Genomic DNA, 24,021 nt, shown 5'->3' on the forward strand with positions numbered 1-24,021 from the left:
TGAGCGGGGAGCCGGGGCCGCGGCGATCGGGGCCGGGTCTGCTTGGATTGCAGGCATGGAGTCGCGGGCGCAACAGGTGACGGATGCCGCGGCATCCGTCGACGCCGACGCCGCGCCGTCCGCCCCTCGCCTGACGAGGCCGCGTGCGTGCGTCGCCACCGGCGTCGCGGCCGGCCTCGCCGCCCATCTCGGCTGGCCGGTCTGGATCGTGCGCACCGCGTTCGTCGTCACGAGCCTCGCGAGCGGCGCGGGCCTGCTGCTCTACGTCTGGCTCTGGGTGTTCACCCCGTGGGCACCGGGCGAGGAGCGTCCGACCCGGCGTGCTCCCGTCGCGTGGCTGCTCATGGTCGCCGCCGCCATCTCCCTGATCGCCGCATGGGCGACGAGCGGCCGGGTCGTCGAATCGGGCGGCAACGGGCTCGAGTGGTGGCTGCTCGCGGTGTTCGCGGGCGTCGGCCTCGCCGTGGCATCCGGAGCCTGGGCGACCTTCATCGACCGGCCCGATGCCGACCGAGGGCCGCGCCAGGAGCTCGCGATCCGCATCGTCGCGACGGCGCTGCTCGCGATCACGGCCCTCGCGCTCGTCTTCGGACCGAACGCGAACTGGTTCCCGGTTCCGACGTTCGTCGCCGCGCTCGCCGCGGTCATCGGCATCGCGCTCGTCTACGTGCCCACACTCATCGCCTCGTGGCGCGACCTCACCGCCGAGCGCACGAAGCGCATCCGCGAGGAGCAGCGCAGCGAGATCGCCGCGCACCTGCACGACTCGGTGCTGCAGACGCTCGCGCTGATCCAGAATCGGGCCGGAGCGACGAGCGAGGTCGCCCGTATCGCCCGCGCGCAGGAGCGGGAGCTGCGCGACTGGCTCTTCGCCGGCGACGCCCCCGCCGAGAGCGACCTCGGCACCGACCTCCGCGACTTCGGCGCGGCCCTCGAGATCGATCATGCCGTGACGGTCGACGTGGTCGTCGTGGGAGAGTCGCGGGAGCGCGCGAGCGGCGAGATGGCGGCGGCGGCTCGCGAGGCGATGCTGAACGCCGCGCGGCATGCCGGCGGCGAGGTGTCGGTGTACGTCGAGTCGACGCCCGAGGCCGTCGAGGTGTTCGTGCGCGACCGCGGTCCGGGCTTCGCGCTCGCCGACGTGCCCGGCGACCGGCTCGGGGTGCGCGAATCGATCATCGGCCGCATGCGCCGCGCCGGCGGATCGGGCGAGGTGCGCCAGGGCGTCGGCGGCGTGGGTACCGAGGTGCGTCTGAGATTCCCGGCCGCCGAACGCGTGGAGGTCGGTCGTGGTTGAGCACGTGAGGGTCGTGATCGTCGACGACCACTCCATCTTCCGGTCGGGTCTGAAGGCCGACCTCGACGAGACCATCGAGGTCGTCGGCGAGGCGCACGACGTCGAGTCCGCGGTCGCGGTGGTGACGGATGCCGCGCCCGACGTGGTGCTCCTCGACGTGCACCTGCCAGGGGTCGCGGTGCCGGCGGGCACGAGCGGCGGCGCCGAGGTGATCCGCCGCGCCGCGGCATCCCTTCGACAGGCTCAGGACGGCGCCGAGCCCTCGACGCGCTTTCTCGCGCTCTCGGTCTCGGACAAGGCCGAAGACGTCGTCGGCGTCATCCGCGCGGGAGCCCGCGGCTACATCACGAAGGGCTCTTCAGGCGCCGACGTGAGCCGTGCCGTGCACGCCGTCGCCGGGGGCGACGCCGTGTTCTCGCCGAAGCTCGCGGGGTTCGTGCTCGACGCGTTCGGTGCTCCCGTGGGGGAGACGGCGTCGGCGAGCGACGAGCTCGACCGGCTCTCGGCGCGCGAGCAGGAGGTCATGCGGCTGATCGCCCGCGGCTACGCCTACAAGGAGGTCGCCGCGGAGCTGTTCATCTCGACGAAGACGGTCGAGACGCACGTCTCGGCGGTGCTGCGCAAGCTCCAGCTGTCGAGTCGGCACGAGCTCACCGCCTGGGCGAATGCCCGTCGCCTGCTCTAGGCGCACGGTCGCTCGCCGGCCGATACACGTCGAGCGCCGCCGGCACGATCCGCACGCTCGTGCGGTAGCCCGGCGACGCGGTGCGGGCGGATGCCTCGGCGGGCGCGTCGAGCGACACCTCGCCGTCGTGGGCGAATCCGGGCGGCTGCCCGTGCCGGGGCCGCACGAGCACCTCGATCGACTCCGTCGTGAATGACTCCAGGCGCTCCGGCAGCAAACGGATGCGCCGGAGCACGGCACTCGTGCGACGGCCGAAGGCGAGCGCCCCCGCCGCGCGCAACCGCGAGTCCGCGTGCAGCAGTCGCACGTCGAGCACGCCCCCGTCGAGTCGTCGACGCTGCATGGGCGCGGCGATCCCGGGGTCGTTCGGCCCGACGCCCACGTACAGGGTCCAGAGCCGGGCGCGTCGCCCGTCGACGACCACGGTCACGGGAGCCGAGCGGCGCAGCACCCGCGCTGCGGCGGCGACGGCGGCGAGCCACTTGCCCCAGTGCTGCTCGCGCCGCTCCCGCTCGGCGACGAAATCGGGGTAGAGGCCGACCGAGGCGGTGTTCAGCACCGTGATCGGCGGGCCGTCGGCGAAGCGCAGCTCGGCGACATCCGCTCGCACGCCCTCGCCGCGTTGCAGGGCATCGACCGCGAGGTCGACGGATGCCGCGCCAACGGTGCGCGCGAAGTGGTTGAACGTGCCGCCGGGCACGACGACGAGCGGGACTCCGGCCGCCCGCGCCTCGTGCGCGACGGCGGCGACGGAGCCGTCGCCTCCGCACACCCCCACGATGCGCGGCGGGTCGTCGCGGGCAAGCGCCGCACGCACGGCGGTGCCAGGGTCGTCGCCGTCGAGCACGTGCAGCTCGGCTCGCGGCAGGCGTCGCTCGAGCACCTGCATCGGATCGGTGCGCAGCACGCTCGTGCCCGACGCCCGGTTGACGACGATGAAGACGCCGGCGCCGTCCGGCGACGACGGCAGGCGCCGGTCGGCACCGCTCCGCGTCGGAGTGTCGACCTCGCCGGCGCCGGGTCGGGCGACGGCGGCGCTCAGGCCCGCGACTCCGGCGCCGATCGCGAGCCCGCCGACGACGTCGGACACCCAGTGCGCGCCGGTGTGCAGTCGCGAGTAGGCGACGCCGAGCGCGACCGGCGCCAGCGCGGCGCCGAGGCGCGGCTCCTCGATCGCGATGCCGGTGACGAAGGCCGCAGCGCTCGCCGAGTGCCCGGACGGGAACGACGGAGTGCGGGGCGGCTTCGGCAGGCGTCGGCCGATCGGCACATCGGCGAGCAGGGGCCGGTCGCCCCCGAAGAGCTGTTTGGCGATCACGTTGGTGAGCGCGCTCGCGACGAGCAGCGAGCCGAGTCCGCGCCCCGCGGTACGTCGGTGTCCGAGCACGGCGAGCACGCCCGCGATGGTCCACCAGAGCACGCCGCGGTCGGCGAACCCCGAGACGCGCGACCAGAACCGGTCGGCGACGGGATGGGCGCGGCGGGCGTTGACTGCGCGCGCGGATGCGGCATCCGCTCGCCGGACCCAGGCGGGCAGGATTCTCGTCCGTTGCACGGCGATGCGCACGCTGCGGAAGACCACGCCGCCATCGTAGGCGCGGGGCGCCGTGCCGTCGACGGGTTGCGCCGACGGCCGCGGAACCGGACTCGCGAAAAAGAATTCTGCTATTCAGTGTTGCTATCTACCGGTACTCGTGCTTACTATGTACCGGTAATCAGTCACACCGAGTAGTGAAAGGAGGGGTTCCATGGGCAAGCAGACCACCGAGATGCTGAAGGGCACGCTCGAAGGCATCGTCCTCGCAATCCTGGCCGTGAGTCCGGCCTACGGGTACGAGATCACGGCCCGGCTTCGCGAAGAGGGCTTCTCCGACATCGCCGAGGGCACCGTCTACGCCCTGCTGGTCAGGATCGAGCAGCGCGGCCTCGTCGACGTCGAGAAGGTTCCGTCGGAGAAGGGCCCGCCGCGCAAGGTCTACACGATCAACGCGCAGGGCGGCGCATACCTCGAGGAGTTCTGGGGGACCTGGAGTTTCCTCGCAGAACGGATCGAACAGCTCCACCAGCGCATCGAACAACGAACGAACGAAGAGGGAGAGTAGTCATGGCTGCGAAGTGGTACGAGATGATCACCGGATCGCTCGACGACAAGAAGGCCTACCGCCAGTACAAGGCCCGCATCGCGGCCCTGCCCGAGCCCTACGGCACCGCCGCGAAGGCCTTCGAGCGCTACTTCATGTACAACGGCGGCATCACCGACGGCGACTCCGCCGTGATGATCACGATGTTGAACGACTTCGCCGATCTGTGGGAGCGGGCCGCCGTCGACCAGACGCCGGTCGAGGACATCGTCGGCGACGACCCGGTCGAGTTCGCCGAGGCATTCGCCGCGGCGTACGCCGGCAAGCGCTGGATCGACAAGGAGCGCAACCGCCTCACCGAAACCATCCAGAACCTCGAAGGAAAGGAAGAACGATGACCACCGAAGCAGCGATCCGGGTGCAGGGCATCCAGAAGTCGTTCAAGGACCTGCACGTGCTGAGAGGCGTCGACTTCGACGTCGCAGCGGGCACCATCTTCGCCCTGCTCGGCTCGAACGGCGCGGGCAAGACCACCCTCGTCCGCATCCTCTCGACGCTCGCGAAGGCCGACGCCGGCACCGCGACCGTCCACGGCCTCGACGTCGCCGCCAACCCCGGCGAGGTGCGCGAGGCGATCAGCCTGACCGGCCAGTTCGCCGCCGTCGACGAGGTGCTCACGGGCCGTGAGAACCTAATGCTCATCGCGAGGCTCCGGCACCTGAAGAACCCGGGTGCGATCGCCGACGAGCTGCTCGACCGCTTCTCGCTCACCGAGGCCGGCGGCCGCAAGGCGGCGACCTACTCGGGCGGCATGCGCCGCCGGCTCGACATCGCGATGAGCCTGATCGGCAACCCGCCGATCATCTTCCTCGACGAGCCGACGACCGGCCTCGACCCGCAGGCGCGCATCGAGGTGTGGCAGACCGTCAAGAAGCTCGCCGACGCCGGCACGACCGTGCTGCTCACGACGCAGTACCTCGACGAGGCCGAGCAGCTCGCCGATCGAATCGCGATCCTGCACAAGGGCACGATCATCCAGAACGGCACCCTCTCAGAACTCAAGCAGCTCCTCCCGGCCGCCACGGTCGAGTACGTCGAGAAGCAGCCGACGCTCGAAGAGGTCTTCCTCACCCTCGTCGGCGACACCGGCGAGACCGACACCGACGATGCCGACCGCGCCGACAGTGCGGCCAAGGCAGGAAAGGAATCACGATGACCACCCACGTCCTCAGCGACACCCGGGTCCTCACCGGCCGATCGCTGACCCACATCCTTCGCAGTCCCGACACGATCATCACCACCGCGGTCACGCCGATCGCGCTGATGCTGCTCTTCGTCTACGTGCTCGGCGGCGCGATCAACACCGGATCCGACGAGTCGTACATCAACTACATGCTCCCGGGCATCCTGCTCATCACGATCGCATCTGGCATCGCGTACACCGCGTACCGGCTGTTCCTCGATCTGCAGGGCGGCATCTTCGAGCGGTTCCAGTCGATGCCGATCGCGCGATCGAGCGTGCTCTGGGCCCATGTGCTCACGTCAGTCGTGGCGAACCTCGTGTCGGTCGCGATCGTCATCGGCGTCGCGCTCATCATGGGGTTCCGCACCGGGGCATCCGTCGGGGCATGGCTCGCCGTCGCCGGAATCCTGGCCATGTTCACCCTCGCGTTGACCTGGCTCGCCGTGGTCGCCGGCCTCTCGGCGAAGACGGTCGACGGCGCGAGCGCCTTCAGCTACCCGCTGATCTTCCTGCCGTTCATCAGCTCCGCGTTCGTGCCCACCGACACGATGCCGGCACCGGTCGCCTGGTTCGCCGAGAACCAGCCCGTGACCTCGATCGTGAACTCCACGCGGGCCCTGTTCGCCGGTGAGCCCGTCGGCAGCGAGATCTGGGTCGCGCTCGCCTGGCTCGTCGGCATCCTCGTGGTCGCCTACGTGTGGGCGATGTCGATCTACCGGCGCAAGATCTCCTAGCCCGAGGTCCGAGCGCTCACACACGAAGCTCCCCTCCACCCGTCTCCGACGCGGTGGAGGGGAGCTTCGTCGTGTCACCGCCGCGCGGGCTCAGCCCTGCTCGAGCAGCTCGTCGCGCACCGCGCGCCGCAGCACCTTGCCGATGAGCGAGCGCGGCAGCTCGTCGAAGAGGTCGATGCGGCGCGGCACCTTGTAGGGCGTCAGGCTCGTGCGGCAGAAGTCGCGGAGGGCGGCCTCGTCGAAGACGGCGCCCTCGCGGAGCTCCACGCCCGCGGCGACCGCCTCGCCGCCCGAGGCCCGGGGCAGCCCGACGACCGCGGCGCCGCGCACGTCGGGGTGGGCGAGCAGGGCAGCCTCGACCTCCGACGGGGAGACGTTGAAGCCGCCCGTGATGATGAGCTCCTTCACCCGGTCGACGATCGTGACGAACCCGTCGTCGGAGACGTGCACGATGTCGCCCGTGCGGAGCCACCCGCCGGGGAGCAGTGTCTCGGCGGTCTCGGCCGGTCGGCGCCAGTAGCCCTGGAAGACCTGCGGCCCCCGCACGAGCAGTTCGCCGGCCTCGCCCGCAGGACGGTCGGCTTCGGGGTCGTCGGGGTCGACCACGCGGATCTCGGTGCTCGGGAACGGCACGCCCACGGTGCCGGGGCGCCGCGTCGGGCCCATCGGGTTGCCGAGCGAGATCGGCGAGGACTCGGTCATGCCGTACCCCTCGACGAGGAGTCCGCCGGTCGCGCTCTCCCAGCGGTCGACGGTCGCGATCGGCAGGCTCATCGCCCCCGAGATCGCGAAGCGGATGCGCTCGAGCGCACGCGGGTGGCGGGCGGCAGCGTGCACGAGCTGGTCGTAGATCGGCGGCACCGCGGGCAGGAACGTCGGCGGCGAGTGGCGTGCGGCATCGAGTACGAGGGCCGAGTCGAACTTCGGGAACAGCACGAGCCGCGCGCCGATGCTCATCGCGAAGGTCAGGCAGAGCGTCATGCCGTAGGCGTGGAAGAGGGGCAGCACGCCGTAGAAGACCTCTTCGCCCTCGGTGAGGCCCGGCACCCAGGCGCGGCCCTGCATCGCGTTGGCGCGCAGGTTGCGGTGGCTGAGCACGGCGCCCTTCGGGGTTCCGGTGGTGCCGCTCGTGTACTGCAACACGGCGGTGTCGCCGAGCGACGGTCGCGGATGCCGCGTGGCGAGCGCCCGTCGCGAGGTGAGGCGCTCCCAGTCGACGAGTCCGCGTGCACGGGGCTTCGTCGTGAGCGCGGCGCGGGAGCGCCGGGCCTTCGGGATCGGCAGGCGCAGCGCCATCCGCTTGCCGAACGGCAGCGCCCGGGTCAGGTCGACCGAGACGATGTGGGCCGGGCGGATGTCGCTCGGGAACTCGGCGACCGTGTCGGCGACGCTGTTCCAGACGATCGCGACGCGCGCGCCGTGGTCTTCGAACTGGTGCCGCAGCTCGGGCGGCGTGTAGAGCGGGTTGTGCTCGACGACGATCGCCCCGAGGCGGAGCACCGCGTAGAACGCGGCCACGTGCTGCGGACAGTTCGGCAGCACGAGCGCGACCCGGTCGCCGGCGACGACCCCGAGCCGGCGCAGCCCCTCGGCGGCCGACGCGATCTGCTCGCCGAGCTCCTTGTAGCTCGTCTCGGCGCCGAAGAACTCGAGCGCCGTGCGTCGCTTGAACCGGCGCACCGAGTCGTCGATCATGTCGACGAGGGTCTGGCTCGGCTCCTCGATCGCCGGCGGCACGCCCTCGGCGTAGTGGGCGAGCCACGGGCGGTCTTCGTACGGGTTCATGCGTGCCTCTCACGGCCATCTGCACGCAAGACCACGGGCCGGCCCGTGGTTGCCGCAGTGCGTGCGGATGCCACCTCCAGCGTAGGGCGCGGGCGCTGTGCCCGACCTGAACCTAGATGATGCCGAGCTCCATCGCCCGGGTCACCGCGCGGGTGCGGTCGCTCACCTCGAGCTTCTCGAACACGTGCAGCAGGTGGGTCTTCACCGTCGCCTCGCCGATGAAGAGCGCCCTGGCGATCTCGGGGTTCGACCTGCCCTCGGCCACGAGCCGCAGCACTTCGAGTTCCCGCGGCGAGAGCGAGGGCGGGGCCGCGGATGCCGCGCCGGCGCGCACCCGCGAGACGAGCTTCGCCGCGATCGACGGGGCGAGCACCGTCTCACCTGCCGCCACGGCGCGGATGCCGGCGACGATCTCGGCCTGCGGCGCCGCCTTCAGCAGGTACCCGCTCGCCCCCGCCTCGATGGCGGCGAGGATGTGGTCGTCGGTCTCGTACGTCGTGAGCACGAGCACGCGGGTGCCGGGCACCTCGGCGACGATGCGCGCGGTCGCGGCGGCGCCGTCGATGTGCGGCATCCGCAGGTCCATGAGCACGAGGTCGGGGCGTTCGGATGCCGCGACCGACACCGCTTCTGCGCCGTCGGCGGCCACGCCGACGACCTCGAGCCCGGGCTCGGTCTCGAGCAGTCCGACGATGCCGGCGCGCACGATCGGGTGGTCGTCGGCCACGACGATGCGGATGCTCATACGTCGGTTTCCTCCGTGGTCGTGGTCGGGGAAGGATCGGTCGCGGCATCCGCTCGGGGGATGCCGACGCGCAGCACCGTGCCGCCGTGCGCTCCGGGTTCGATCGCGAACGAGCCGCCGACGAGCGCGGTGCGGTCGCGGATGCCCGAGAGCCCGAATCCGGATGCCCCGGGCGCCGCCGCCCCGGGCCCGACCCCGTCGTCGGCGACCGTGAGCACGACCTCGCCGCCGATGGACTCGATGGTCACAGCCGCGTGCCGGGCGCTGGCGTGCTTGCGCACGTTCGCGAGCCCCTCCTGCGCCGAGCGCAGCAGCACGACCTCGTGCTCGCGGCTGAGGCCGGTCGCGCTCGCCGACACCGTCACGACGACGCCCGTCTCGCGCTCGAAGGTCGCCGCGAGTCGGTCGAGCGCGTCAGCGAGGCCCGCTCCGGGCTCGACCGGCGCGAGCGAGGCGACGAGGCCGCGCGCCTCGGTGAGCGCCTCGCGCGCCATCTGCTCCATGAGTTCGACGTCGGCGCGAGCGGATGCCCCGGCCTCGCCGTCGACCCCGTCGAGGCGTGTGCCCGTGCGCTGCGCCACCATCACGAGACCGGTCAGGCTCTGCGCGATCGTGTCGTGGATCTCGCGGGCGAGCCGCGCGCGCTCCTCGACCACCCCGGCATCGCGGTGCATCGCGGCGAGCTGGCCCTGCGCGGCCTGCAGCTCCTCGAGCAGGCGGCCGCGCTCCTGGCCGTAGAGAGCGATGTTCGTGATCCAGAGCCCGAGCGCGATGCTGAAGCCGACCGAGACCGCCGCGCTGATGAGTCCGGCGACGATGCCGCTCGGGCCGAAGTGCACGATGTAGCCCGCTGCGAGCGCGACGCCGATGAGCACGTTCGACAGGAGCGCGCTGCGGATCGACGGCGCGGTCGTCCAGATGAACGGGTAGATGAACACCTGCAGGATCGCGAAGGAGGGTTCGAACGCAGCGCCGACGCCGAGGAGCACCGCGAACGCGATCGAGATCACGAGGTGCGGAGTGAGCCGGTCGGCTCCGAGATGCGCCCTGGCGTAGGCGAAGTAGAAGACGAGGAACGCACCCGTCGTCGCCCAGACGCCCCAGTCGTTCGGTCCGTACGGCGGCGGGTCGAACAGGGTGAAGAGCACGAGGATGGATGCCACGGCGATCGCCGCGACATCCCACCATCGTCGGTTCAGCATGTTGCGAGTGTGCCACGTGGGCTACGCATCGCGCCGGATCCACCGGAACGTGATTCGGGAGAGCACGAAGCCCACGACGAGCCAGATGCCGAGCGCGATCGCGACGCCCGGGAGGTTCCACGAGCCGTTCTGCTCGAGCGACTCCCACCCCTCCGGCAGGAACACCGAGCGCATGCCCTGGGCGATCCACTTGAGCGGGAACAGGCTCGCGACGTTCTGCAGCCAGTCGGGCAGCATGTTCCACTGCAGGTACACGCCCGAGATGAACTGGAGGATGAGCCCGATCGGGATCACGACCGCCGCGGCGCTCTTGCCCGAGCGCGGCAGCGCCGAGAGGGCGATGCCGAGCAGCGCGCAGGTCGTGAGGCCCAGCACGAAGACCCAGGCGAAGGTCACCCACTTCTCGGGCTCGGTCGGCAGGTCGATGCCGAGCACGAGCCCTCCGGCGAGGATCAGCAGGCCCGCCTGCAGCGTGCCGGTGACGAAGACCTGACCGATCTTGCCGGCGAAGTACCCGACGGGGGAGAGAGGGGTCCCGCCCAACCGCTTCAATGTGCCGTTCGACTTCTCCAAGGCGATGTCGATGGCGAGGTTCTGCACGCCCGACAGGAAGATGCCGGCGGCGAGCATCGCCGGCAGGTAGAGGGCCGCGATCGAGATCTCGGCCCCGGGGGGACCGACCTCGCCTGAAGCGCTGAACGCGGCAGAGAAGATGGCGAGCATCACGAACGGGAAGAGGAAGGTGAAGAACAGGGTGTCGGCGGCCCGGAAGTACGTCTTCGTCTCGACGCCGACGCGTGACGCGCCCTGGGTCATCAGGTTGGTAGTCATGCGAGGGCCTCCTCGGTGTCGTCGATCTCGTTCGCTGAGCCTGTCGAAGCGTCGCGCACGAGTCCCAGGTAGATGTCTTCGAGCGTCGGCCGGATCACTTCGAGGCCGTCGGGTTCGCGGCCGACTTCGGCGACGACGGATGCCACGTGCAGGCCAGGCTCGTCGGTGCGCACCTCATGCGTGGTGCCGGCCGCGTCGCGCCAGCGCACGATGGGCCGCCGTGCGTCGGCGCCGCCGATCTCATCGATTGCGCCGATATCGACGAGGCGACCTCCCGCGATGATGCCGGCGCGATCGGCCAGTTGCGCCGCCTCGTCGAGGTAGTGGGTCGTGAGCAGGATCGTCGTGCCTTCGGCCTTGAGCGAGCGGATGAGCCCCCAGAACTGACGCCGCGCCTCGGGGTCGAAGCCCGTGGTCGGCTCGTCGAGGAAGAGCAGTTCGGGCCGGCCGACGATGCCGAGCGCGACGTCGACGCGGCGCTGCTGGCCGCCCGAGAGCTTCGCGATGCGGGTCTTGGCCTTCGCCTCGAGGCCGACGGCGGCGATGACCTCGTCGACATCGCGGGGGTTCGGGTAGAGCGAGGCGAAGTGCCGCAGCATCTCGGTGACCGTGAGGAGCCCGGTCTCGCCGGTCGATTGCAGGACGATGCCGATGCGCTGCTTCCAGTCGAGACCGCCGCGGGCCGGGTCGACGCCGAGCACGCTCACCTCGCCCGAGGTGCGGAGCCGGTAGCCCTCGAGGATCTCGACGGTCGTCGACTTGCCGGCGCCGTTCGGTCCGAGCAGGGCGAATGTCTCGCCGTGCGCGATGTCGAGGTCGAGGTCTTCGACCGCGGTCACCTCGCCGTAGACCTTGCGGAGCCCGCGGATCCGCACCGCGGCATCCGTGCGTGTCGTGTTCATACCAAGAGCATCTCGCGGCGGCGGGGCGACCGGCAGCCCCCGTCGGTTCGATTCCGGCCTCCACCGATCGGTGGATGGTGGTGGTCAGCGATCGTGGCGCGGTTCTGCCGAGACCTCGAGCCCGGCCAGGCGGCGTTCGAGGAAGCGCCGCTCGGGTGCGGTCGGCGCGAGGGGGATCGCCTCGCGATATGGAGCGGCGGCAGCTTCGGCCCTCCCGGAGCGGCGCAGGAAGTCCGCCTGCGCCGCTGGCAGCAGGTGATATCCCGCGAGGCGTCCCGACGACTCGAGCGCGGCGAGCGCCGCGAGCCCGGCGTCGGCACCATCCGCCATACCGATCGCGATCGCGCGGGCGAGTTCGACGAACGGCGATGCGCCGTTCGTGAGCCCCGCGAGTTCGTCGTACCGGCGCACGATCGCGGCCCAGTCCGTCTCCGATGACGTGCGTGCACGGACATGCACGGCCTGTATCTCCGCCTGCACTCGGTACGGGCCGCGCTCGCCGGGAGGGATCGGGCCGAGCAGCGCGAGTCCTTCGGTGATGAGCGCTCGGTTCCATCGTTCGCGATCCTGCTCCTCGAGGGGCACGAGCTCCCCGTCGGCATCGACGCGCGTCGCCGCCCGCGCGTGCTGCAGCAGCATGAGCGCCAGCAGTGCGCGCGGTTCCGAGGCATCGGGGAGCAGGTCGACGACGAGTCGCGTGAGCCGGATCGCCTCGACGGAAAGATCGACGCGTTGCAGGCGGTCGCCCGACGACGCGACGTAGCCCTCGTTGGCGACGAGGTAGAGCACCGCGAGCACCCCGTCGAGCCGAGCGGGCAGGGCTTCGGGCGGCGGCACGCGGTAGGGGATGCCCGCATGCCGGATCTTCCGCTTCGCGCGCACGAGGCGTTGCGCCATCGTCGACTCCGGCACGAAGAACGCGCGTGCGATCTCGCCTGTCTCGAGACCGCCCACCGTGCGCAGGGTGAGCGCGACTCGGGACTCGATCGGCAGCGCAGGGTGCGCGCACGTGAAGATGAGGCGCAGGCGATCGTCCCACTCGGGTTCGTCGTGGGCGACCGCGACGTCGGCCGGGTCCGGCGGCCCTCCGGTGCGTCCCGCGAATGCCTCCATCGAGATCCACTCCCTGACCTTGCCCGACTCGACGCCGCGACGCCGGAGCCGGTCGAGTGCGAGATTGCGGGCGGCGGTCGTGAGCCACGCACCCGGATTCGACGGCACGCCGTCGCGGGGCCACGTGGCCGCCGCGCGTTCGAACGCCTCCGATGCCGCGTCTTCGGCGACATCCCAGTCGCCCGTCGTGCGGATGAGGGTCGCGACGACCCTCGTCCAGTCCGCGTCGAACGCGGACCGGAGGGCCGACGCGACCTCGGGCGCGAGCCCGTCGGCTCGCTCCCCGGGCGCCGGCCCCGCGGCCGCCATGCCTTCGGGGCTCAGCGGCCCGCCCCCACCGCGTCGAGCGCTTCGGCGGCAGACGGTTCGACCCGGATGCCGTGCTCGGCAGCCTCCCGTTCGTGGCGGGCGACGTGGTCGTCGTGCACGTCGAACGGCCAGAGCGGGCGCAGCTCGAGCGTGCCGCCCCGGGCCATCGGATGCTTCGACGCCACCTCGATCGCCTCGGCGAGGTCGCGCACCTCGAGCACGTCGAAGCCCGCGACCCACTCCTTCGACTCGGCGAACGGGCCGTCGCTGACGAGCACCTCGCCGGCGCGTCGACGCACGAAGGTCGCGTCCTCGGGGCCGTGCAGCACCTCGCCGAAGAGGCGGGTTCCGCGGGCGTCCATCTCGCCGACCCAGGCGTCGGGATCGTCGTCCGCTCCGTCTTCGGCCGGAGTCGCCTCGCCGTCGCCGATGTCGCCGATGACCGCGCGCCCGGCCTGCTGCTCGGCGACCACGAGCATGAGGTACCGACGGCCGCTCGCCGCCTGCTCGCGGAATCCGGCAGGAACGACGCGCGCCGCGGGGTCGGCATCCGGCCAGTGCATGAACGGGCGCACCTCCACCCTGCCGAACGCGGCGGCGGGATGCCGCGACGCGATCTCGATCGCCTCGTCGAGGTCGGCGACGTCGATGATGTCGAAGCCGCCGATCGACTCCTTCGACTCGGTGAACGGTCCGTCGGTGACGAGCAGCTGCCCGTCGCGGACCCGCACGGTCGTGGCATCCCGGTCGGGCCGCAGCCGCTCGCCGTACTCGGATGCGCCCCTGGCCTCGAGATCGTCGACCCAATCGCCGATGTCGTCGGCCGCCGGAACATAGGCGACGGGGTCGTCGCCCTCGGCGTAGAACAGTGCGTATTCCATGGTGGAATCCTCTCTCTCGGTCACGCTACGCAAGTACGACGAACGGCGATAGCCGTTCTCGACACCGGTGCGGTGATCGGCGGGATCCGGTGCGGAAGCCGTTCAGTGCGGCAGCACGAGCATGACGCCGAGCCCGACCATGACGACGGCGATCACGGCGTCGAGCACGCGCCACGCGCGGGGACTCGAGAGCACGCCGCCCAGGAGCCGTGCCCCGTAGGCGAGGCCGAAGAACCAGACGAGGCTCGCGATGCCGGCGCCGGCGGCGAAGGCCCAGCGGCCGTCGCCGTGGGTGTTCGCGACCGAGCCGAGCAGGAACACCGTGTCGAGGTACACGTGCGGGTTCAGCCAGGTGAGGGCGAGGCAGGTGAGCACGGCCGCGGCGAGGCCGGTGCTCCGGCGCGTGAGCGTCGTCGAGACGGATGCCGCGGGGTCCGCGGGTGCCGCAGGAGTCCCGGCCCCGGCGTCCACGAGCCCCGCGGCATCCGCCTCGGCCGACTCGACCTCGCGCTCGGCTGACGCGACCTCGAGCGTCTCGCCGCTCGGCCGGATCGCGCGACGCGCGGCGAGCAGCCCGTAGGCGACGAGGAACGCCGCGCCCGCCCAGCGGATGACGTCGACGAGCCACGGCACGGCCGCGAGCACGACGCCGATGCCCGAGACGCCGACCACGATGAGGGCGAGGTCGCTCAGCGCGCAGATCGCCGCCACCGCGAAGACGTGCTCACGGCGGATGCCCTGCCGCAGCACGAACACGTTCTGCGCGCCGATCGCGACGATGAGCGAGAGGCCGAGGCCGAAACCGGCGAGCAGGGAGGAGAGGGGCACGGAACGACCGTAGGCGGCGCGGCAGCTTTACTCCAGCTCAAGATTCTTCATCGGCATTAGCATGGCTTCAGATGGAGATACCGCTCGACCTCGCCCGCACGCTCGCCGTCGTCATCGACGAGGGCACCTTCGACGCGGCGGCCAGGCGGCTGCGCATCACGCCGTCGGCTGTCTCCCAGCGGGTGAAGGCGCTCGAGCAGCAGCTCGGGCGGGTGCTCGTCGTGCGCTCGAAGCCGGCCAGGGCGACCGAGGCCGGTGCACCGATCGTGCGGCTCGCGCGCCAGGTCGCGCTGCTCGAACACGATGCCCTCGCGGAGTTCGGGCTCGACGAGCCATCCGCTCGGCCGATCTCGCTCGCCCTGGCCGTCAATGCCGACTCGCTCGCGACCTGGTTCCTGCCGGCGCTCGCCCGCGTGGGGGAGCGGCACCCCGTCGTCTTCGACCTGCACCGCGACGATCAGGACTTCACGGCGGGGCTGCTCGAGTCGGGCACGGTGCTGGGCGCCGTGACCTCGCAGTCCGCGCCGGTGGCCGGATGCCTCGTGCGCCCCCTCGGTGTCATGCGCTACGAGGCCGTGGCGACGCCCGTCTTCGCCGAGCGCTGGGGGCTCGCGCTGGGGCGAGGCGCGCACGGCCGGGGTTCCGGCAGGAGCCCGGGACCGGCGCCGGCAGCCGCGCTCGCCGCGGCGCCGCTCGTCGACTTCGACCGGCGCGACGACCTGCAGCGTGAGCACCTGTCGGCGCAGGGGATCGACCCCGACGGGCCGCCGCGCCATTTCGTGCCGGCGTCGAGCGACTTCGCGAACGCGGTCAAGCTCGGGCTCGGCTGGGGCATGCTGCCGGCGTTCCAGTCGGCCGATGAGCTCGAGCGGGGCGCCCTCGTACATCTCGACGGGGTGCCGATCGACGTGCCGCTCTTCTGGCAGCAGTGGAACCTGCGGTCGAGCCTGCTCACCGCCGTCGCCGACGAACTCGCCGCCGAGGCGCGCACCGCGCTCGCGCGACCCTGAGGCGGGCGCGCTGCGAGTCCGCGGACAGCTGCGAGTCCGCGGACATCTGGGACGACGCGCCGACGGGCGCCCGCGTGTCATGCGGATCATCCGCAGACTCGCAGACTCGCAGACTCGCAGACTCGCAGACTCGCAGACTCGCAGACTCGCAGACTCGCGGGCGGAAGCCGTGGTGTCAGGTCAGGCGAAGAGGCGCTGCAGGCGCTGCACGCCCTCGAGCAGCGGTGCGTCGCCGAGCGCGTAGCTGAGGCGCAGGTACCCCGAGGGGCCGAACGCCTCGCCGGGGACCGCGGCGACCTCGGCCTGGTCGAGGATCAGGTCGGCGAGCTCGAGCGAGGTGGTCGGCGTGACGCCGCCCCACTCGCGGCCGAGCAGGCCCGTGACGTCGGGGTACACGTAGAACGCGCCCTGCGGCACCGGCACGGTCATGCCGTCGATCTTCGAGAGCTCGGCGACGATCGTGCGGCGACGGCGGTCGAACGCCCGACGCATCTCCTCCACGGCGTCCTGGGGGCCGTTGAGCGCGGCGATGGCGGCGCGTTGCGAGATGTTCGACACGTTCGAGGAGAGGTGCGACTGCAGGTTCGCGGCGCCCTTGATGATGTCGGCCGGGCCGACCATCCAGCCGAGGCGCCAACCCGTCATCGCGTACGTCTTCGCGACGCCGTTGACGAGGATCGTCTGATTCGCGAGCTCGGGCACGGCCTCGACGATCGAGACGGCGCGCGGCGGCACGCCGTCGGGCTCCTCGGCGTAGGTGAGGTTCTGGTAGATCTCGTCGGCGACGACCCAGATGCCGTGCTCGAGCGCCCACTCGCCGATCTCGCGCGTCTGCTCGGGGGAGTACACGGCGCCCGTCGGGTTCGACGGCGAGACGAAGAGCAGCACCTTGGTGCGGTCGGTGCGGGCCGCCTCGAGCTGGGCGACCGTCACGAGGTAGCCCTGGTCGGAGCCGGCGAAGACGTCGACCTGGCGACCGCCGGCGAGCTTGATCGCCTCGGGGTACGTGGTCCAGTACGGCGTCGGCACGAGCACCTCGTCGCCCGGGTCGAGCAGCGTCTGGAACGCCTGGTAGACCGCCTGCTTGCCGCCGTTCGTGACGACGACCTGGCCGGGGGAGACCTCGAGCCCCGAGTCGCGGAGCGTCTTCGCGGCGATGGCCTCGCGCAGCTCGGGAAGCCCCGCCGCGGGCGTGTACCGGTAGTTCTTGGGGTCGTGCGTCGCCGCGAGCGCCGCCTCGACGATGTACTCGGGCGTCGCGAAGTCGGGCTCGCCCGCCGCGTACGAGATGACCGGGCGGCCCTCGGCCTGGAGGGCCTTCGCCTTCGCGTCGACCTTGAGGGTCGCGGACTCGGCGATGGCGGCGATGCGTGCGGAGAGGCGGGGGTGTTCGGTCACGCGACCAGCCTACGACTCGCACGCGGCCGGTGACAGACGCCGATGACCCGAATCGACGCGGATCACGGGCAATCCGTCCGGTTCGAGATTTCTCTGGGACATGCGTCCCACTCTTGCTACGCTGCCCACGTGATGGCGCGAACCCGACGGGGTCTCCTCGCCGGTGTCGCGCTCACGGTGCTCGTGGCGCTCGGTGCCGGCGTCGCCGTCGTGCTCGCCGACGAGCTCGGCATCCGCAGCGAACCGTCCGACATCCCGGCCGAGGTGCTCGCGGCCGCACCCGAGACGCCGTCGATCGCCCCGCCCGAGTTCACGGCGATCACCGCACCGCCCTCGTTCCGCATGGATCTCGCCGTCGACGAGCTGCGCGCCGCCGCTGCCGACGCCCGGCGCGACGGGCTGCCCGCCGAGGGCACCGTCACGCTCGAGGTCGTCGTCGGCGAGGGGAGCGACGACGACGAGTCCTACCGCCTCGAGGGCGCTCCCGAGGCGCTCCGCGTGGTCGCGGCATCCGAGGCCGGCGCCGTGCTCGGCGTCTACGACCTCGCCGCCGCGGTGCGCGACCGCCGGAGCGTCGCCGAGCACCTCGGCGAGACGGTCGAGTCCCGCCTCGGCTTCCGCATGGTCGACCTCGGCGCTGTCGGCGTGACGGTCGACGAGTCCGAGTGGGTGGCCGGCGACGACTACTCGCACAACTCGAAGGCCTTCGCCGACGTGATCCTCGCCGAGGCGCCGTACATCGACGACACCGCCCTCGCGGTGGCCCGCACCGACTTCGAGGCCTATGTGCGGCACGCGCTCGCCGAGGGATACAACGCGATCGCGATCCCCGGGTTCATCGAGTACCTGACGTTCTCGGGCGTCGGCGACGGCACCGAGGTCTACGACGCCGACGACACGCACGTCGCCCGCGCGCACGCCATGCGCGAGGCGTTCGGACCGATGTGGGAGTACGCCCACGACGCCGGGCTCGACGTGTACTTCCGCACCGACATGCTCACCCTCACGACGCCGCTCGAGGAGTACCTCGTCGAACGCTTCGGCGGCCTCGCGACCGAGGACCCCGCGTTCTGGGACGTCTACTCGGCGGGCCTCGACGAGCTCTACGCCGAGATGCCCTACCTCGACGGCGTGCTCATCCGCATCGGCGAGGCGGGCCGGGTCTACGACCTGCCGGGCTGGGACTACTACTCGAAGCTCGCCGTCACCTCCGTCGACTCGGTGCGCGCCATGCTGACGGCGCTGACCCAGCAGGCCGAGCGCGTCGACCGCGAGGTGATCTTCCGCTCGTGGAGCGTCGGCGTCGGCGCCGTCGGCGACATGCACACGAATGACGCCTCCTACGAGGCGGTGCTCGGCGGCATCGACTCCGAGGCGCTCATCGTGTCGACGAAGTACACGCTCGGCGACTTCTACAGCCACCTGCCGTTGAACCACACGCTCGAGATCGGCGAGCAGCGGCGCATCGTCGAGTTCCAGAGCCGACGCGAGTTCGAGAACTTCGGCGCCTTCCCGAACGACCTCGGCGTGCTCTCGCAGGATGCGTTGCAGCGCTTCATCGCGGCGAATCCGAACGTCGAGGGCATCTGGACGTGGACGCAGGACGGCGGCCCCTGGCGCGCCGGCCCGCTCTCGCTCGAGCTGAAGGCCGGCTTCTGGCAGCTCTACGAACTCAACACCGAGCTCGCCGTCCGTCTCGCACGCGACCCCGAGGCCGACCCGGCGTCGATCACCGCCGACTGGGCGAGGCGATGGTTCTCCGACGACCCGGCGACCGTGCAGGCGATCGGCGAGGCGATGGCGCAGTCGCGCGCGGCCATCACCGACGGGCTCTACATCGGCCCGTTCGCCGACCGCAGGGTCTTCGCGATCGGCCTCGAGCCGCCGCCCATGATGTGGATCTTCGAGTGGGACATCCTCACCGGTGACAGTGCCGTGCTGAACGTGATCTACGAGATCAGCCGCGACGAGCTCGACGAGGCGATCGAGGGCGGCGACCGCGCGATCGCCGCGGTCGAGCGGATGCAGTCGGCGATCGAGGCGACGGATGCCGCGAGCTGGCGCGACCCCGCAGGGCGTACGGCGTTCCTCGACACCCTCGACTACCAGGCCAACACCTACGCCATGCTCGGCGACTACCGCGAGATGTTCCTCCGGCAGGCCGAATGGCACGACACGGGCGACCCCGTCGCCTACGAGCGGTGGGATGCCGCGCGGCGGGCGTTCGAGGCATCCGCCGTCGCCCACGAGGCCGCGTACGCCGGCGACCCGTACCTGCCCGCGTACAACCTCACGGCGGCCGAGCTCGGCGTCGAGCGGGCGGTGCGGGACCTGCCCATGGCGTGGGCGGCCAGGATCGTGCTCGGACTCCTCTTGCTCTGGCTCGTCTACGGCATCGTCGGCGGGCGCAGGCGCGCCGGATGGCCCGGGGCCCGGGCCGCGCGTGCGCTGTGGATCGCCGGCACCCGGCCGTGGCGCGCACGGGAGGTCGTCGAGGGGCTCGGCAGGCTCGACCGGGTGCTGCTCGCCGCCGTGCCCGCCGCTTTCCTCGTGGCGAGCCGCGGCATCCAGACCTGGTTCCTGGCGCCGTCGCACCTGCTCGTGACCCTCGGCGGCTGGGCGGTGTTCGTCGGCGTGCTCTGGCTCGCGCTCGGTCGGCGCTCGGCGTGGCCGATCGTCGCCGCCGTCGGTGGGTCCGCGCTGCTCCGCGTGGCGCTGCTGCTCGCCGTGCTCGCCCCCACCGGTCCGGGCGGCTACTGGTTCGAGTTCTGGACGAACCCCGTCGGCCGCTCGGTGTACATCGCGATCGCGTTCGCCGCGTTCGGATGGGTCGTGATCGCAGCGGCATGGGCGCTCGCCGTCGAGCGGGGCGCGCTCTGGGCGACCGGGGCGGCCGTCACGGGCGTCGGTGCCGTGCTGGCGGTGTTCGGGTCACTGATCGGGCAGATCGGCCTCGAGACGGCGCTCACGAGGTGGAACGACGAGATGGCCCTGCTGCCGTGGGGACTCTCGCGCATCCTCGGCATCAGCGTCTACCTCGACATCCCGGCCGACACCGCCTGGTGGGTCGCGATCGCCGGTGGCGTGCTCGTCGCCGTGGGCGCGGCCTGCATCGCGCTGGCTCAGAGGTTCTGGCCGATGTCCCAGAGCCGGTCGGGGCGGCCGTCGAGCGCCTCCGACACCGCGAGCGCCTGATCGTCGCTGAGCGAGGCGACGTAGTCGATCACGCCGCGCCCCACGCCGAGTCGGCGCACGTCGCCCGCCGCGGGGATCGGGACGTCGGCCGGGCGCTCATGGCGGACGGCCGCGTACCCGTCGGTCGCGATCTCGACGAGCTCCTTCAGCCGCTGCGGCACCCGGTCGCGGTCGTGCTCGTCGGTCGCCCATGCGGTGAGTCCCTTGACGGCGCGGGCGAGCACCCGGCTGAGGCCGCGCTGGTACATGACGATGTCGGCGCGGTCGAGGATGAAGTGCCGATGCACGAACTTCAGGATCTCGACCTCGTGCCACGCCTGTCGATCGAGGGTCACGAGACCCGAGCGCACGACATCGCGCGGCGCGGGCACCACCGATGACTGCAGGTGGCTGATCCAGCGGTTCGTGAACGACGACAGCGCGCGCTCCGAGGCGATCGAACCGTCGAACGGCGTCGCCAGCAGGCCGTCGACGAGGTCGTCGGCGACGACGTCGACCGCGTCGGCGAACGCGTCGTCGTCGGCCACCCACGGGTCGTCGCGCGCGAACTTGCGGCGGAGCGCCTCGAGCGCGCTGCCGGCCGGTGCGGTACGGGCTCCGAGCGCCGCGTCGTCGAGCTGTCGCAGCTGCGACCCGTCCTCGATCCAGCCGCGGAACTCCCGCGCCACGGCGCCCTGGCTGAGCACGCCCGCCCGGTAGAAGTCGTCGACGTCGTGGATCGAGTAGGCGACGTCGTCGGCGATGTCCATGATCGAGCACTCGAGCGACTGCTGCATCGGCGGCAGCCCGGCGCGGGCCTGCTCGAGGTCGAGGGCGTCGATGCCGTACGCCGAGTACTTGGGCACCTCGACGCCCTGCCCGGTGCGACGGAGGCCTCGTGGCAGCGGCCCGTCGCCGAAGGAGGATGCGTCGATGTACCGGGTCCACGGATACTTCGCCACGGCGGTGCGCACCGCCGCCGTGAGGTTCAGCCCGCGAGGCGCGGCCTCGCTGACGTCGAGGGCCGTCAGGATGCGGTAGCTCTGCGCGTTGCCCTCGAAGCCGTCGACGAGACCGAGCGTCTCGCGGGCGAGCCGGTCGAGCACGCGCTCGCCGAGGTGTCCGAACGGCGGGTGCCCGAGGTCGTGGGCGCTCGCCGCGGCCTGCACGACGACGGCGTCGCAGCCGTGCTCGAGCGCGAACTCGCGCGTCGGCGACGCGGCATCCGTCAACTTCACCGCGATCGCCCTCGCGACCGCGGTGACCTTGATGGAGTGGGTCAGCCGGTTGTGGATGAGCGGACCGGCACCCGGCTGCGCGATGACCTGGGTGACGGCGGAGAGTCGTGAGAAGTACGGCGAGAACCGGATGCGCTCGAGGTCGAGGCGGAACTGCGAGTGCTCTCCGGTGACCTCGGCGCTGCTGCGCGGCTCCGGCACGAGGCGCGATGCGCGGTCGATCGTCATGCGCCCAATCTAGGCCGAGCGGCCCGTCGATGCGGAGAACCCGCATGCCGAACCCCTCGTCGAGGCGGGTGACTCGGATGCCTCGGGGCGGCCGTCGAGGGCGGGGCATCCGCTCGGCTTTACTCTGCCTGCGGCGTCGCATACACTTGGTGAGGTTGTTGAAGTCAGCCAAGATTCATTGCGCCTATTTTCGGGCATTCACCTGGTGAGAAACGCAGTGAATCGTGGCGCTCGACAACCGGTGGAACAGCCCCGGTCACCCGGTCGTTCCATAGGGCGGTGGCTCAATTGGTAGAGCAGCGGTCTCCAAAACCGCAGGTTGCAGGTTCGAGTCCTGTCCGCCCTGCGAGCCGGCAGTGATTGCCGGCCCACGAAAGGTGTACGAGGTGGCACGAAAAGTAATCGACGAACCGAGTGAAGACGTCGTCGCCAACGCGAAGCGCGATCGCGCCGCGCGTCGGAACCCCTTTTCGCGCGTCGCCCTGTTCATCCGGCAGGTCATCGCCGAGCTGAAGAAGGTCGTCACGCCGACTCGCAAGGAGCTCGTCAGTTTCACGACTGTCGTGCTCGTGTTCGTCATCATCATGATGGCGATCGTGTGGGCGTTCGATCAGGTGTTCGGCTGGCTGGTGCTGTACGTCTTCGGAACACCGGGGGTCTGATCGGGCCTTCGGGTTCGACGGATCCGGTTCGCCGCTGGCGCACCGGAGAAAAGGATTGAGAGAAGTGTCAAGGACTGAGCGCGACGACGTCGACTGGGCCACGGCTGCCGAGCAGTCGGCCGAAGACGACGAGGCGCAGACGGGCAACACCCTCGAGCACGAAGAGGAATCGGTCGAGCCGGCCGAGCAGCGTGCCGTGCACGTCGTCGACGACGAGGGCAACGAGGTCGACCTCGACGCCGTGCTCGACGCGATCGCCGAGTCGAGCGACCCCGAGGCTGACGCCGTGGTCGACGACGCTCTCGACATCGACTCGGTCGAAGAGGCCGAAGCCGCCGTCGAAGCCGTCATCGAAGAAGACGAGGAGCAGGCCGACCCATACGCGGAGTTCCGCGCCGAGCTCCGCTTCCTCCCCGGCAAGTGGTACGTCATCCACTCCTACGCGGGCTTCGAGCGCCGCGTGAAGGCGAACATCGAGCAGCGCCGCGAGTCGATGGCCATGGCCGACTACATCTACCAGGTCGAAGTGCCCATGGAAGACGTCGTCGAGATCAAGAACGGCCAGCGCAAGATGGTCACGCGCGTCCGCATCCCCGGCTACGTGCTCGTGCGCATGGACCTCAACGAGGACTCGTGGTCGGTCATCCGCCACACGCCCGGTGTCACCGGCTTCGTCGGCAACGCGCACAACCCGACCCCCCTCCGCTTCGAAGAGGCCTTCGGCATGCTGAAGAGCCTCGTCGAGATCAAGGACGTCGCTCCCGTCAAGGGTGCGAAGGCCGGCGCCGCCACCGGTGCCGCCCGTGCGATCCCCGCCGAGGTCGACTTCGAGGTCGGCGAGACCATCACGATCAAGGACGGCTCGTTCGCGGGCCTGCCCGGCACGATCAGCGAGATCAAGCCCGAGAGCGGCAAGCTCATCGTGCTCGTCTCGCTCTTCGAGCGCGAGACCCCGGTCGAGCTCAGCTTCGACCAGGTCACCAAGCTCTAACCACCTCCCAGACAGTACGCAGCGGCCCTCCGGTACAATCGGAGGGTTGTGCTGCGTCAGGCACGCGCTGGTAACAGCACATCAGATCACCGCATCCCGGAACGGCCGGGTGTGCGGGAGAGTGCCCCGGCCACCGGGGCGTTCGAACAGAAAGAGAGAAATCATGGCACCGAAGAAGAAGGTCACCGGTCTGATCAAGCTTCAGATCAAGGCCGGCGCCGCGAACCCGGCCCCGCCCATCGGCCCGGCCCTGGGTCAGCACGGCGTGAACATCATGGAGTTCTGCAAGGCCTACAACGCGGCGACCGAAGCCCAGCGCGGCAACGTCATCCCCGTTGAGATCACGGTCTACGAAGACCGCTCGTTCACCTTCATCCTGAAGACCCCGCCCGCCGCAGAGCTCATCAAGAAGGCTGCCGGCGTCGCAAAGGGCTCCGGCGTTCCCCACACCACCAAGGTCGGCAAGCTGACCCAGGCACAGGTGCGCGAGATCGCCGAGTCGAAGATGGTCGACCTCAACGCCAACGACCTCGACGCAGCGTCGAAGATCATCGCGGGCACCGCTCGCTCGATGGGCATCACGGTCGAATAGCGTCGGGTCGAGGAGGCGCGCCAGCGCCGTCTCGAGACCGCTTGCGGATGCCACGCGGCATCCGCTCACCAGAACTCAGCATTCAGTGGCAG

22 protein-coding genes and 1 tRNA gene are annotated in these 24,021 nt (G+C 71.0%); 12 read left to right on the forward strand and 11 right to left on the reverse strand.

From position 1 onward, the window contains the following. Window positions 1–55: 55 nt before the first annotated feature. Both BUR99_RS13755 and BUR99_RS13760 read left to right on the forward strand, forming a co-directional pair. A complete protein-coding gene (locus tag BUR99_RS13755) occupies window positions 56–1,297 on the forward strand; it encodes an ATP-binding protein (RefSeq protein ID WP_084183998.1) in 1,242 nt (413 codons plus the stop codon). After that, window positions 1,290–1,982: a LuxR C-terminal-related transcriptional regulator gene (locus BUR99_RS13760; RefSeq protein WP_074260891.1), complete on the forward strand. Its 693-nt coding sequence runs from the start codon at window positions 1,290–1,292 to the stop codon at window positions 1,980–1,982. Before BUR99_RS13755 ends, BUR99_RS13760 begins: the two co-directional genes overlap by 8 nt. Here the strand turns inward: BUR99_RS13760 and BUR99_RS13765 are convergent. Then, a complete protein-coding gene (locus BUR99_RS13765) occupies window positions 1,948–3,564 on the reverse strand; it encodes a bifunctional phosphatase PAP2/diacylglycerol kinase family protein (protein ID WP_234980850.1) in 1,617 nt (538 codons plus the stop codon). The genes BUR99_RS13760 and BUR99_RS13765 overlap by 35 nt on opposite strands. Before the next feature lie 166 nt (window positions 3,565–3,730). On the opposite strand from BUR99_RS13765, the gene BUR99_RS13770 reads away from it, so the two are divergent. The 4 genes from BUR99_RS13770 to BUR99_RS13785 are packed head-to-tail and all read left to right on the forward strand — an operon-like array spanning window position 3,731 to window position 6,040. After that, window positions 3,731–4,084, forward strand: coding sequence for a PadR family transcriptional regulator (locus BUR99_RS13770; RefSeq protein WP_074260892.1), 354 nt, complete (start codon window positions 3,731–3,733; stop codon window positions 4,082–4,084). 2 nt (window positions 4,085–4,086) lie between these two features. Next, complete coding sequence (locus BUR99_RS13775) at window positions 4,087–4,461, forward strand: DUF1048 domain-containing protein (protein WP_074260893.1); 375 nt, start codon at window positions 4,087–4,089, stop codon at window positions 4,459–4,461. Beyond that, the gene (locus BUR99_RS13780; protein WP_074260894.1) at window positions 4,458–5,279 is read left to right on the forward strand and encodes an ABC transporter ATP-binding protein; all 822 of its coding nucleotides are present in this window, start codon (window positions 4,458–4,460) and stop codon (window positions 5,277–5,279) included. Before BUR99_RS13775 ends, BUR99_RS13780 begins: the two co-directional genes overlap by 4 nt. After that, window positions 5,276–6,040, forward strand: a complete 765-nt coding sequence (locus tag BUR99_RS13785) for an ABC transporter permease (RefSeq protein WP_074260895.1) — start codon at window positions 5,276–5,278, stop codon at window positions 6,038–6,040. The genes BUR99_RS13780 and BUR99_RS13785 overlap by 4 nt, the downstream gene beginning before the upstream one ends. 90 nt (window positions 6,041–6,130) lie before the next feature. Here the strand turns inward: BUR99_RS13785 and BUR99_RS13790 are convergent, their stop codons facing one another. The 8 genes from BUR99_RS13790 to BUR99_RS13825 form a co-directional block, all read right to left on the reverse strand. Next, window positions 6,131–7,825: a long-chain-fatty-acid--CoA ligase gene (locus tag BUR99_RS13790; RefSeq protein ID WP_074260896.1), complete on the reverse strand. Its 1,695-nt coding sequence runs from the start codon at window positions 7,823–7,825 to the stop codon at window positions 6,131–6,133. A gap of 112 nt (window positions 7,826–7,937) precedes the next feature. Further along, window positions 7,938–8,570: a response regulator gene (locus tag BUR99_RS13795; protein WP_074260897.1), complete on the reverse strand. Its 633-nt coding sequence runs from the start codon at window positions 8,568–8,570 to the stop codon at window positions 7,938–7,940. Next, complete coding sequence (locus BUR99_RS13800; protein WP_074260898.1) at window positions 8,567–9,772, reverse strand: sensor histidine kinase; 1,206 nt, start codon at window positions 9,770–9,772, stop codon at window positions 8,567–8,569. Before BUR99_RS13800 ends, BUR99_RS13795 begins: the two co-directional genes overlap by 4 nt. 21 nt (window positions 9,773–9,793) lie before the next feature. Continuing rightward, window positions 9,794–10,603: an ABC transporter permease gene (locus BUR99_RS13805; protein WP_074260899.1), complete on the reverse strand. Its 810-nt coding sequence runs from the start codon at window positions 10,601–10,603 to the stop codon at window positions 9,794–9,796. After that, a complete protein-coding gene (locus tag BUR99_RS13810; RefSeq protein WP_074260900.1) occupies window positions 10,600–11,505 on the reverse strand; it encodes an ABC transporter ATP-binding protein in 906 nt (301 codons plus the stop codon). Before BUR99_RS13810 ends, BUR99_RS13805 begins: the two co-directional genes overlap by 4 nt. A gap of 84 nt (window positions 11,506–11,589) precedes the next feature. Next, on the reverse strand, window positions 11,590–12,927 hold the full coding sequence (locus BUR99_RS13815; protein ID WP_074260901.1) for an RNA polymerase sigma factor: 1,338 nt from the start codon (window positions 12,925–12,927) through the stop codon (window positions 11,590–11,592). Between the two features lie 11 nt (window positions 12,928–12,938). Beyond that, window positions 12,939–13,808 carry a YciI family protein gene (locus BUR99_RS20650; protein ID WP_074260902.1) on the reverse strand — a complete coding sequence of 290 codons (870 nt, stop codon included), beginning with the start codon at window positions 13,806–13,808 and terminating at the stop codon, window positions 12,939–12,941. A 102-nt stretch (window positions 13,809–13,910) separates the two neighbouring features. After that, a complete protein-coding gene (locus BUR99_RS13825; protein ID WP_143231636.1) occupies window positions 13,911–14,636 on the reverse strand; it encodes a LysE/ArgO family amino acid transporter in 726 nt (241 codons plus the stop codon). 71 nt (window positions 14,637–14,707) lie between these two features. Here BUR99_RS13825 and BUR99_RS13830 point away from each other — a divergent pair, with 71 nt between their 5' ends. Further along, the gene (locus BUR99_RS13830; protein WP_074260903.1) at window positions 14,708–15,646 is read left to right on the forward strand and encodes a LysR family transcriptional regulator ArgP; all 939 of its coding nucleotides are present in this window, start codon (window positions 14,708–14,710) and stop codon (window positions 15,644–15,646) included. Window positions 15,647–15,826: 180 nt separating this feature from the next. On the opposite strand, the gene BUR99_RS13835 is transcribed toward BUR99_RS13830, so the two are convergent. After that, the gene (locus tag BUR99_RS13835; RefSeq protein ID WP_074260904.1) at window positions 15,827–17,044 is read right to left on the reverse strand and encodes a pyridoxal phosphate-dependent aminotransferase; all 1,218 of its coding nucleotides are present in this window, start codon (window positions 17,042–17,044) and stop codon (window positions 15,827–15,829) included. A gap of 132 nt (window positions 17,045–17,176) precedes the next feature. Here BUR99_RS13835 and BUR99_RS13840 point away from each other — a divergent pair, with 132 nt between their 5' ends. Then, window positions 17,177–20,239, forward strand: coding sequence for a hypothetical protein (locus tag BUR99_RS13840; RefSeq protein WP_074260905.1), 3,063 nt, complete (start codon window positions 17,177–17,179; stop codon window positions 20,237–20,239). Here BUR99_RS13840 and BUR99_RS13845 read toward each other — a convergent pair. Then, window positions 20,167–21,684: a deoxyguanosinetriphosphate triphosphohydrolase family protein gene (locus BUR99_RS13845; RefSeq protein ID WP_074260906.1), complete on the reverse strand. Its 1,518-nt coding sequence runs from the start codon at window positions 21,682–21,684 to the stop codon at window positions 20,167–20,169. The genes BUR99_RS13840 and BUR99_RS13845 overlap by 73 nt on opposite strands. A gap of 273 nt (window positions 21,685–21,957) precedes the next feature. On the opposite strand from BUR99_RS13845, the gene BUR99_RS13850 reads away from it, so the two are divergent. From BUR99_RS13850 to rplK, 4 genes are all read left to right on the forward strand, one after another. Then, window positions 21,958–22,030: transfer RNA gene (locus tag BUR99_RS13850), tRNA-Trp, on the forward strand. A 40-nt stretch (window positions 22,031–22,070) separates the two neighbouring features. Beyond that, on the forward strand, window positions 22,071–22,346 hold the full coding sequence (gene secE, locus BUR99_RS13855; protein WP_074261058.1) for a preprotein translocase subunit SecE: 276 nt from the start codon (window positions 22,071–22,073) through the stop codon (window positions 22,344–22,346). Window positions 22,347–22,410: 64 nt separating this feature from the next. Then, window positions 22,411–23,337, forward strand: a complete 927-nt coding sequence (gene nusG / locus BUR99_RS13860) for a transcription termination/antitermination protein NusG (protein ID WP_074260907.1) — start codon at window positions 22,411–22,413, stop codon at window positions 23,335–23,337. A gap of 163 nt (window positions 23,338–23,500) precedes the next feature. After that, a complete protein-coding gene (gene rplK / locus BUR99_RS13865; RefSeq protein ID WP_022891467.1) occupies window positions 23,501–23,929 on the forward strand; it encodes a 50S ribosomal protein L11 in 429 nt (142 codons plus the stop codon). Window positions 23,930–24,021 lie beyond the last annotated feature (92 nt).

This window comes from Agromyces cerinus subsp. cerinus (assembly GCF_900142065.1).
GTDB lineage: Bacteria > Actinomycetota > Actinomycetes > Actinomycetales > Microbacteriaceae > Agromyces > Agromyces cerinus.

What these genes read in the sequence shown, in the direction of transcription:
- BUR99_RS13785 (WP_074260895.1), top strand. Translation starts at nt 5,276, where the DNA reads ATGACCACCCACGTCCTCAGCGACACCCGGGTCCTCACCGGCCGATCG.
- BUR99_RS13795 (WP_074260897.1), bottom strand. Translation starts at nt 8,570, where the DNA reads ATGAGCATCCGCATCGTCGTGGCCGACGACCACCCGATCGTGCGCGCC.
- BUR99_RS13845 (WP_074260906.1), bottom strand. Translation starts at nt 21,684, where the DNA reads ATGACGATCGACCGCGCATCGCGCCTCGTGCCGGAGCCGCGCAGCAGC.
- BUR99_RS13810 (WP_074260900.1), bottom strand. Translation starts at nt 11,505, where the DNA reads ATGAACACGACACGCACGGATGCCGCGGTGCGGATCCGCGGGCTCCGC.
- BUR99_RS13830 (WP_074260903.1), top strand. Translation starts at nt 14,708, where the DNA reads ATGGAGATACCGCTCGACCTCGCCCGCACGCTCGCCGTCGTCATCGAC.
- BUR99_RS13800 (WP_074260898.1), bottom strand. Translation starts at nt 9,772, where the DNA reads ATGCTGAACCGACGATGGTGGGATGTCGCGGCGATCGCCGTGGCATCC.
- BUR99_RS13755 (WP_084183998.1), top strand. Translation starts at nt 56, where the DNA reads ATGGAGTCGCGGGCGCAACAGGTGACGGATGCCGCGGCATCCGTCGAC.
- BUR99_RS13790 (WP_074260896.1), bottom strand. Translation starts at nt 7,825, where the DNA reads ATGAACCCGTACGAAGACCGCCCGTGGCTCGCCCACTACGCCGAGGGC.
- rplK (WP_022891467.1), top strand. Translation starts at nt 23,501, where the DNA reads ATGGCACCGAAGAAGAAGGTCACCGGTCTGATCAAGCTTCAGATCAAG.
- BUR99_RS13770 (WP_074260892.1), top strand. Translation starts at nt 3,731, where the DNA reads ATGGGCAAGCAGACCACCGAGATGCTGAAGGGCACGCTCGAAGGCATC.
- BUR99_RS13805 (WP_074260899.1), bottom strand. Translation starts at nt 10,603, where the DNA reads ATGACTACCAACCTGATGACCCAGGGCGCGTCACGCGTCGGCGTCGAG.
- BUR99_RS20650 (WP_074260902.1), bottom strand. Translation starts at nt 13,808, where the DNA reads ATGGAATACGCACTGTTCTACGCCGAGGGCGACGACCCCGTCGCCTAT.
- BUR99_RS13775 (WP_074260893.1), top strand. Translation starts at nt 4,087, where the DNA reads ATGGCTGCGAAGTGGTACGAGATGATCACCGGATCGCTCGACGACAAG.
- BUR99_RS13815 (WP_074260901.1), bottom strand. Translation starts at nt 12,927, where the DNA reads ATGGCGGCCGCGGGGCCGGCGCCCGGGGAGCGAGCCGACGGGCTCGCG.
- BUR99_RS13780 (WP_074260894.1), top strand. Translation starts at nt 4,458, where the DNA reads ATGACCACCGAAGCAGCGATCCGGGTGCAGGGCATCCAGAAGTCGTTC.
- BUR99_RS13840 (WP_074260905.1), top strand. Translation starts at nt 17,177, where the DNA reads ATGGCGCGAACCCGACGGGGTCTCCTCGCCGGTGTCGCGCTCACGGTG.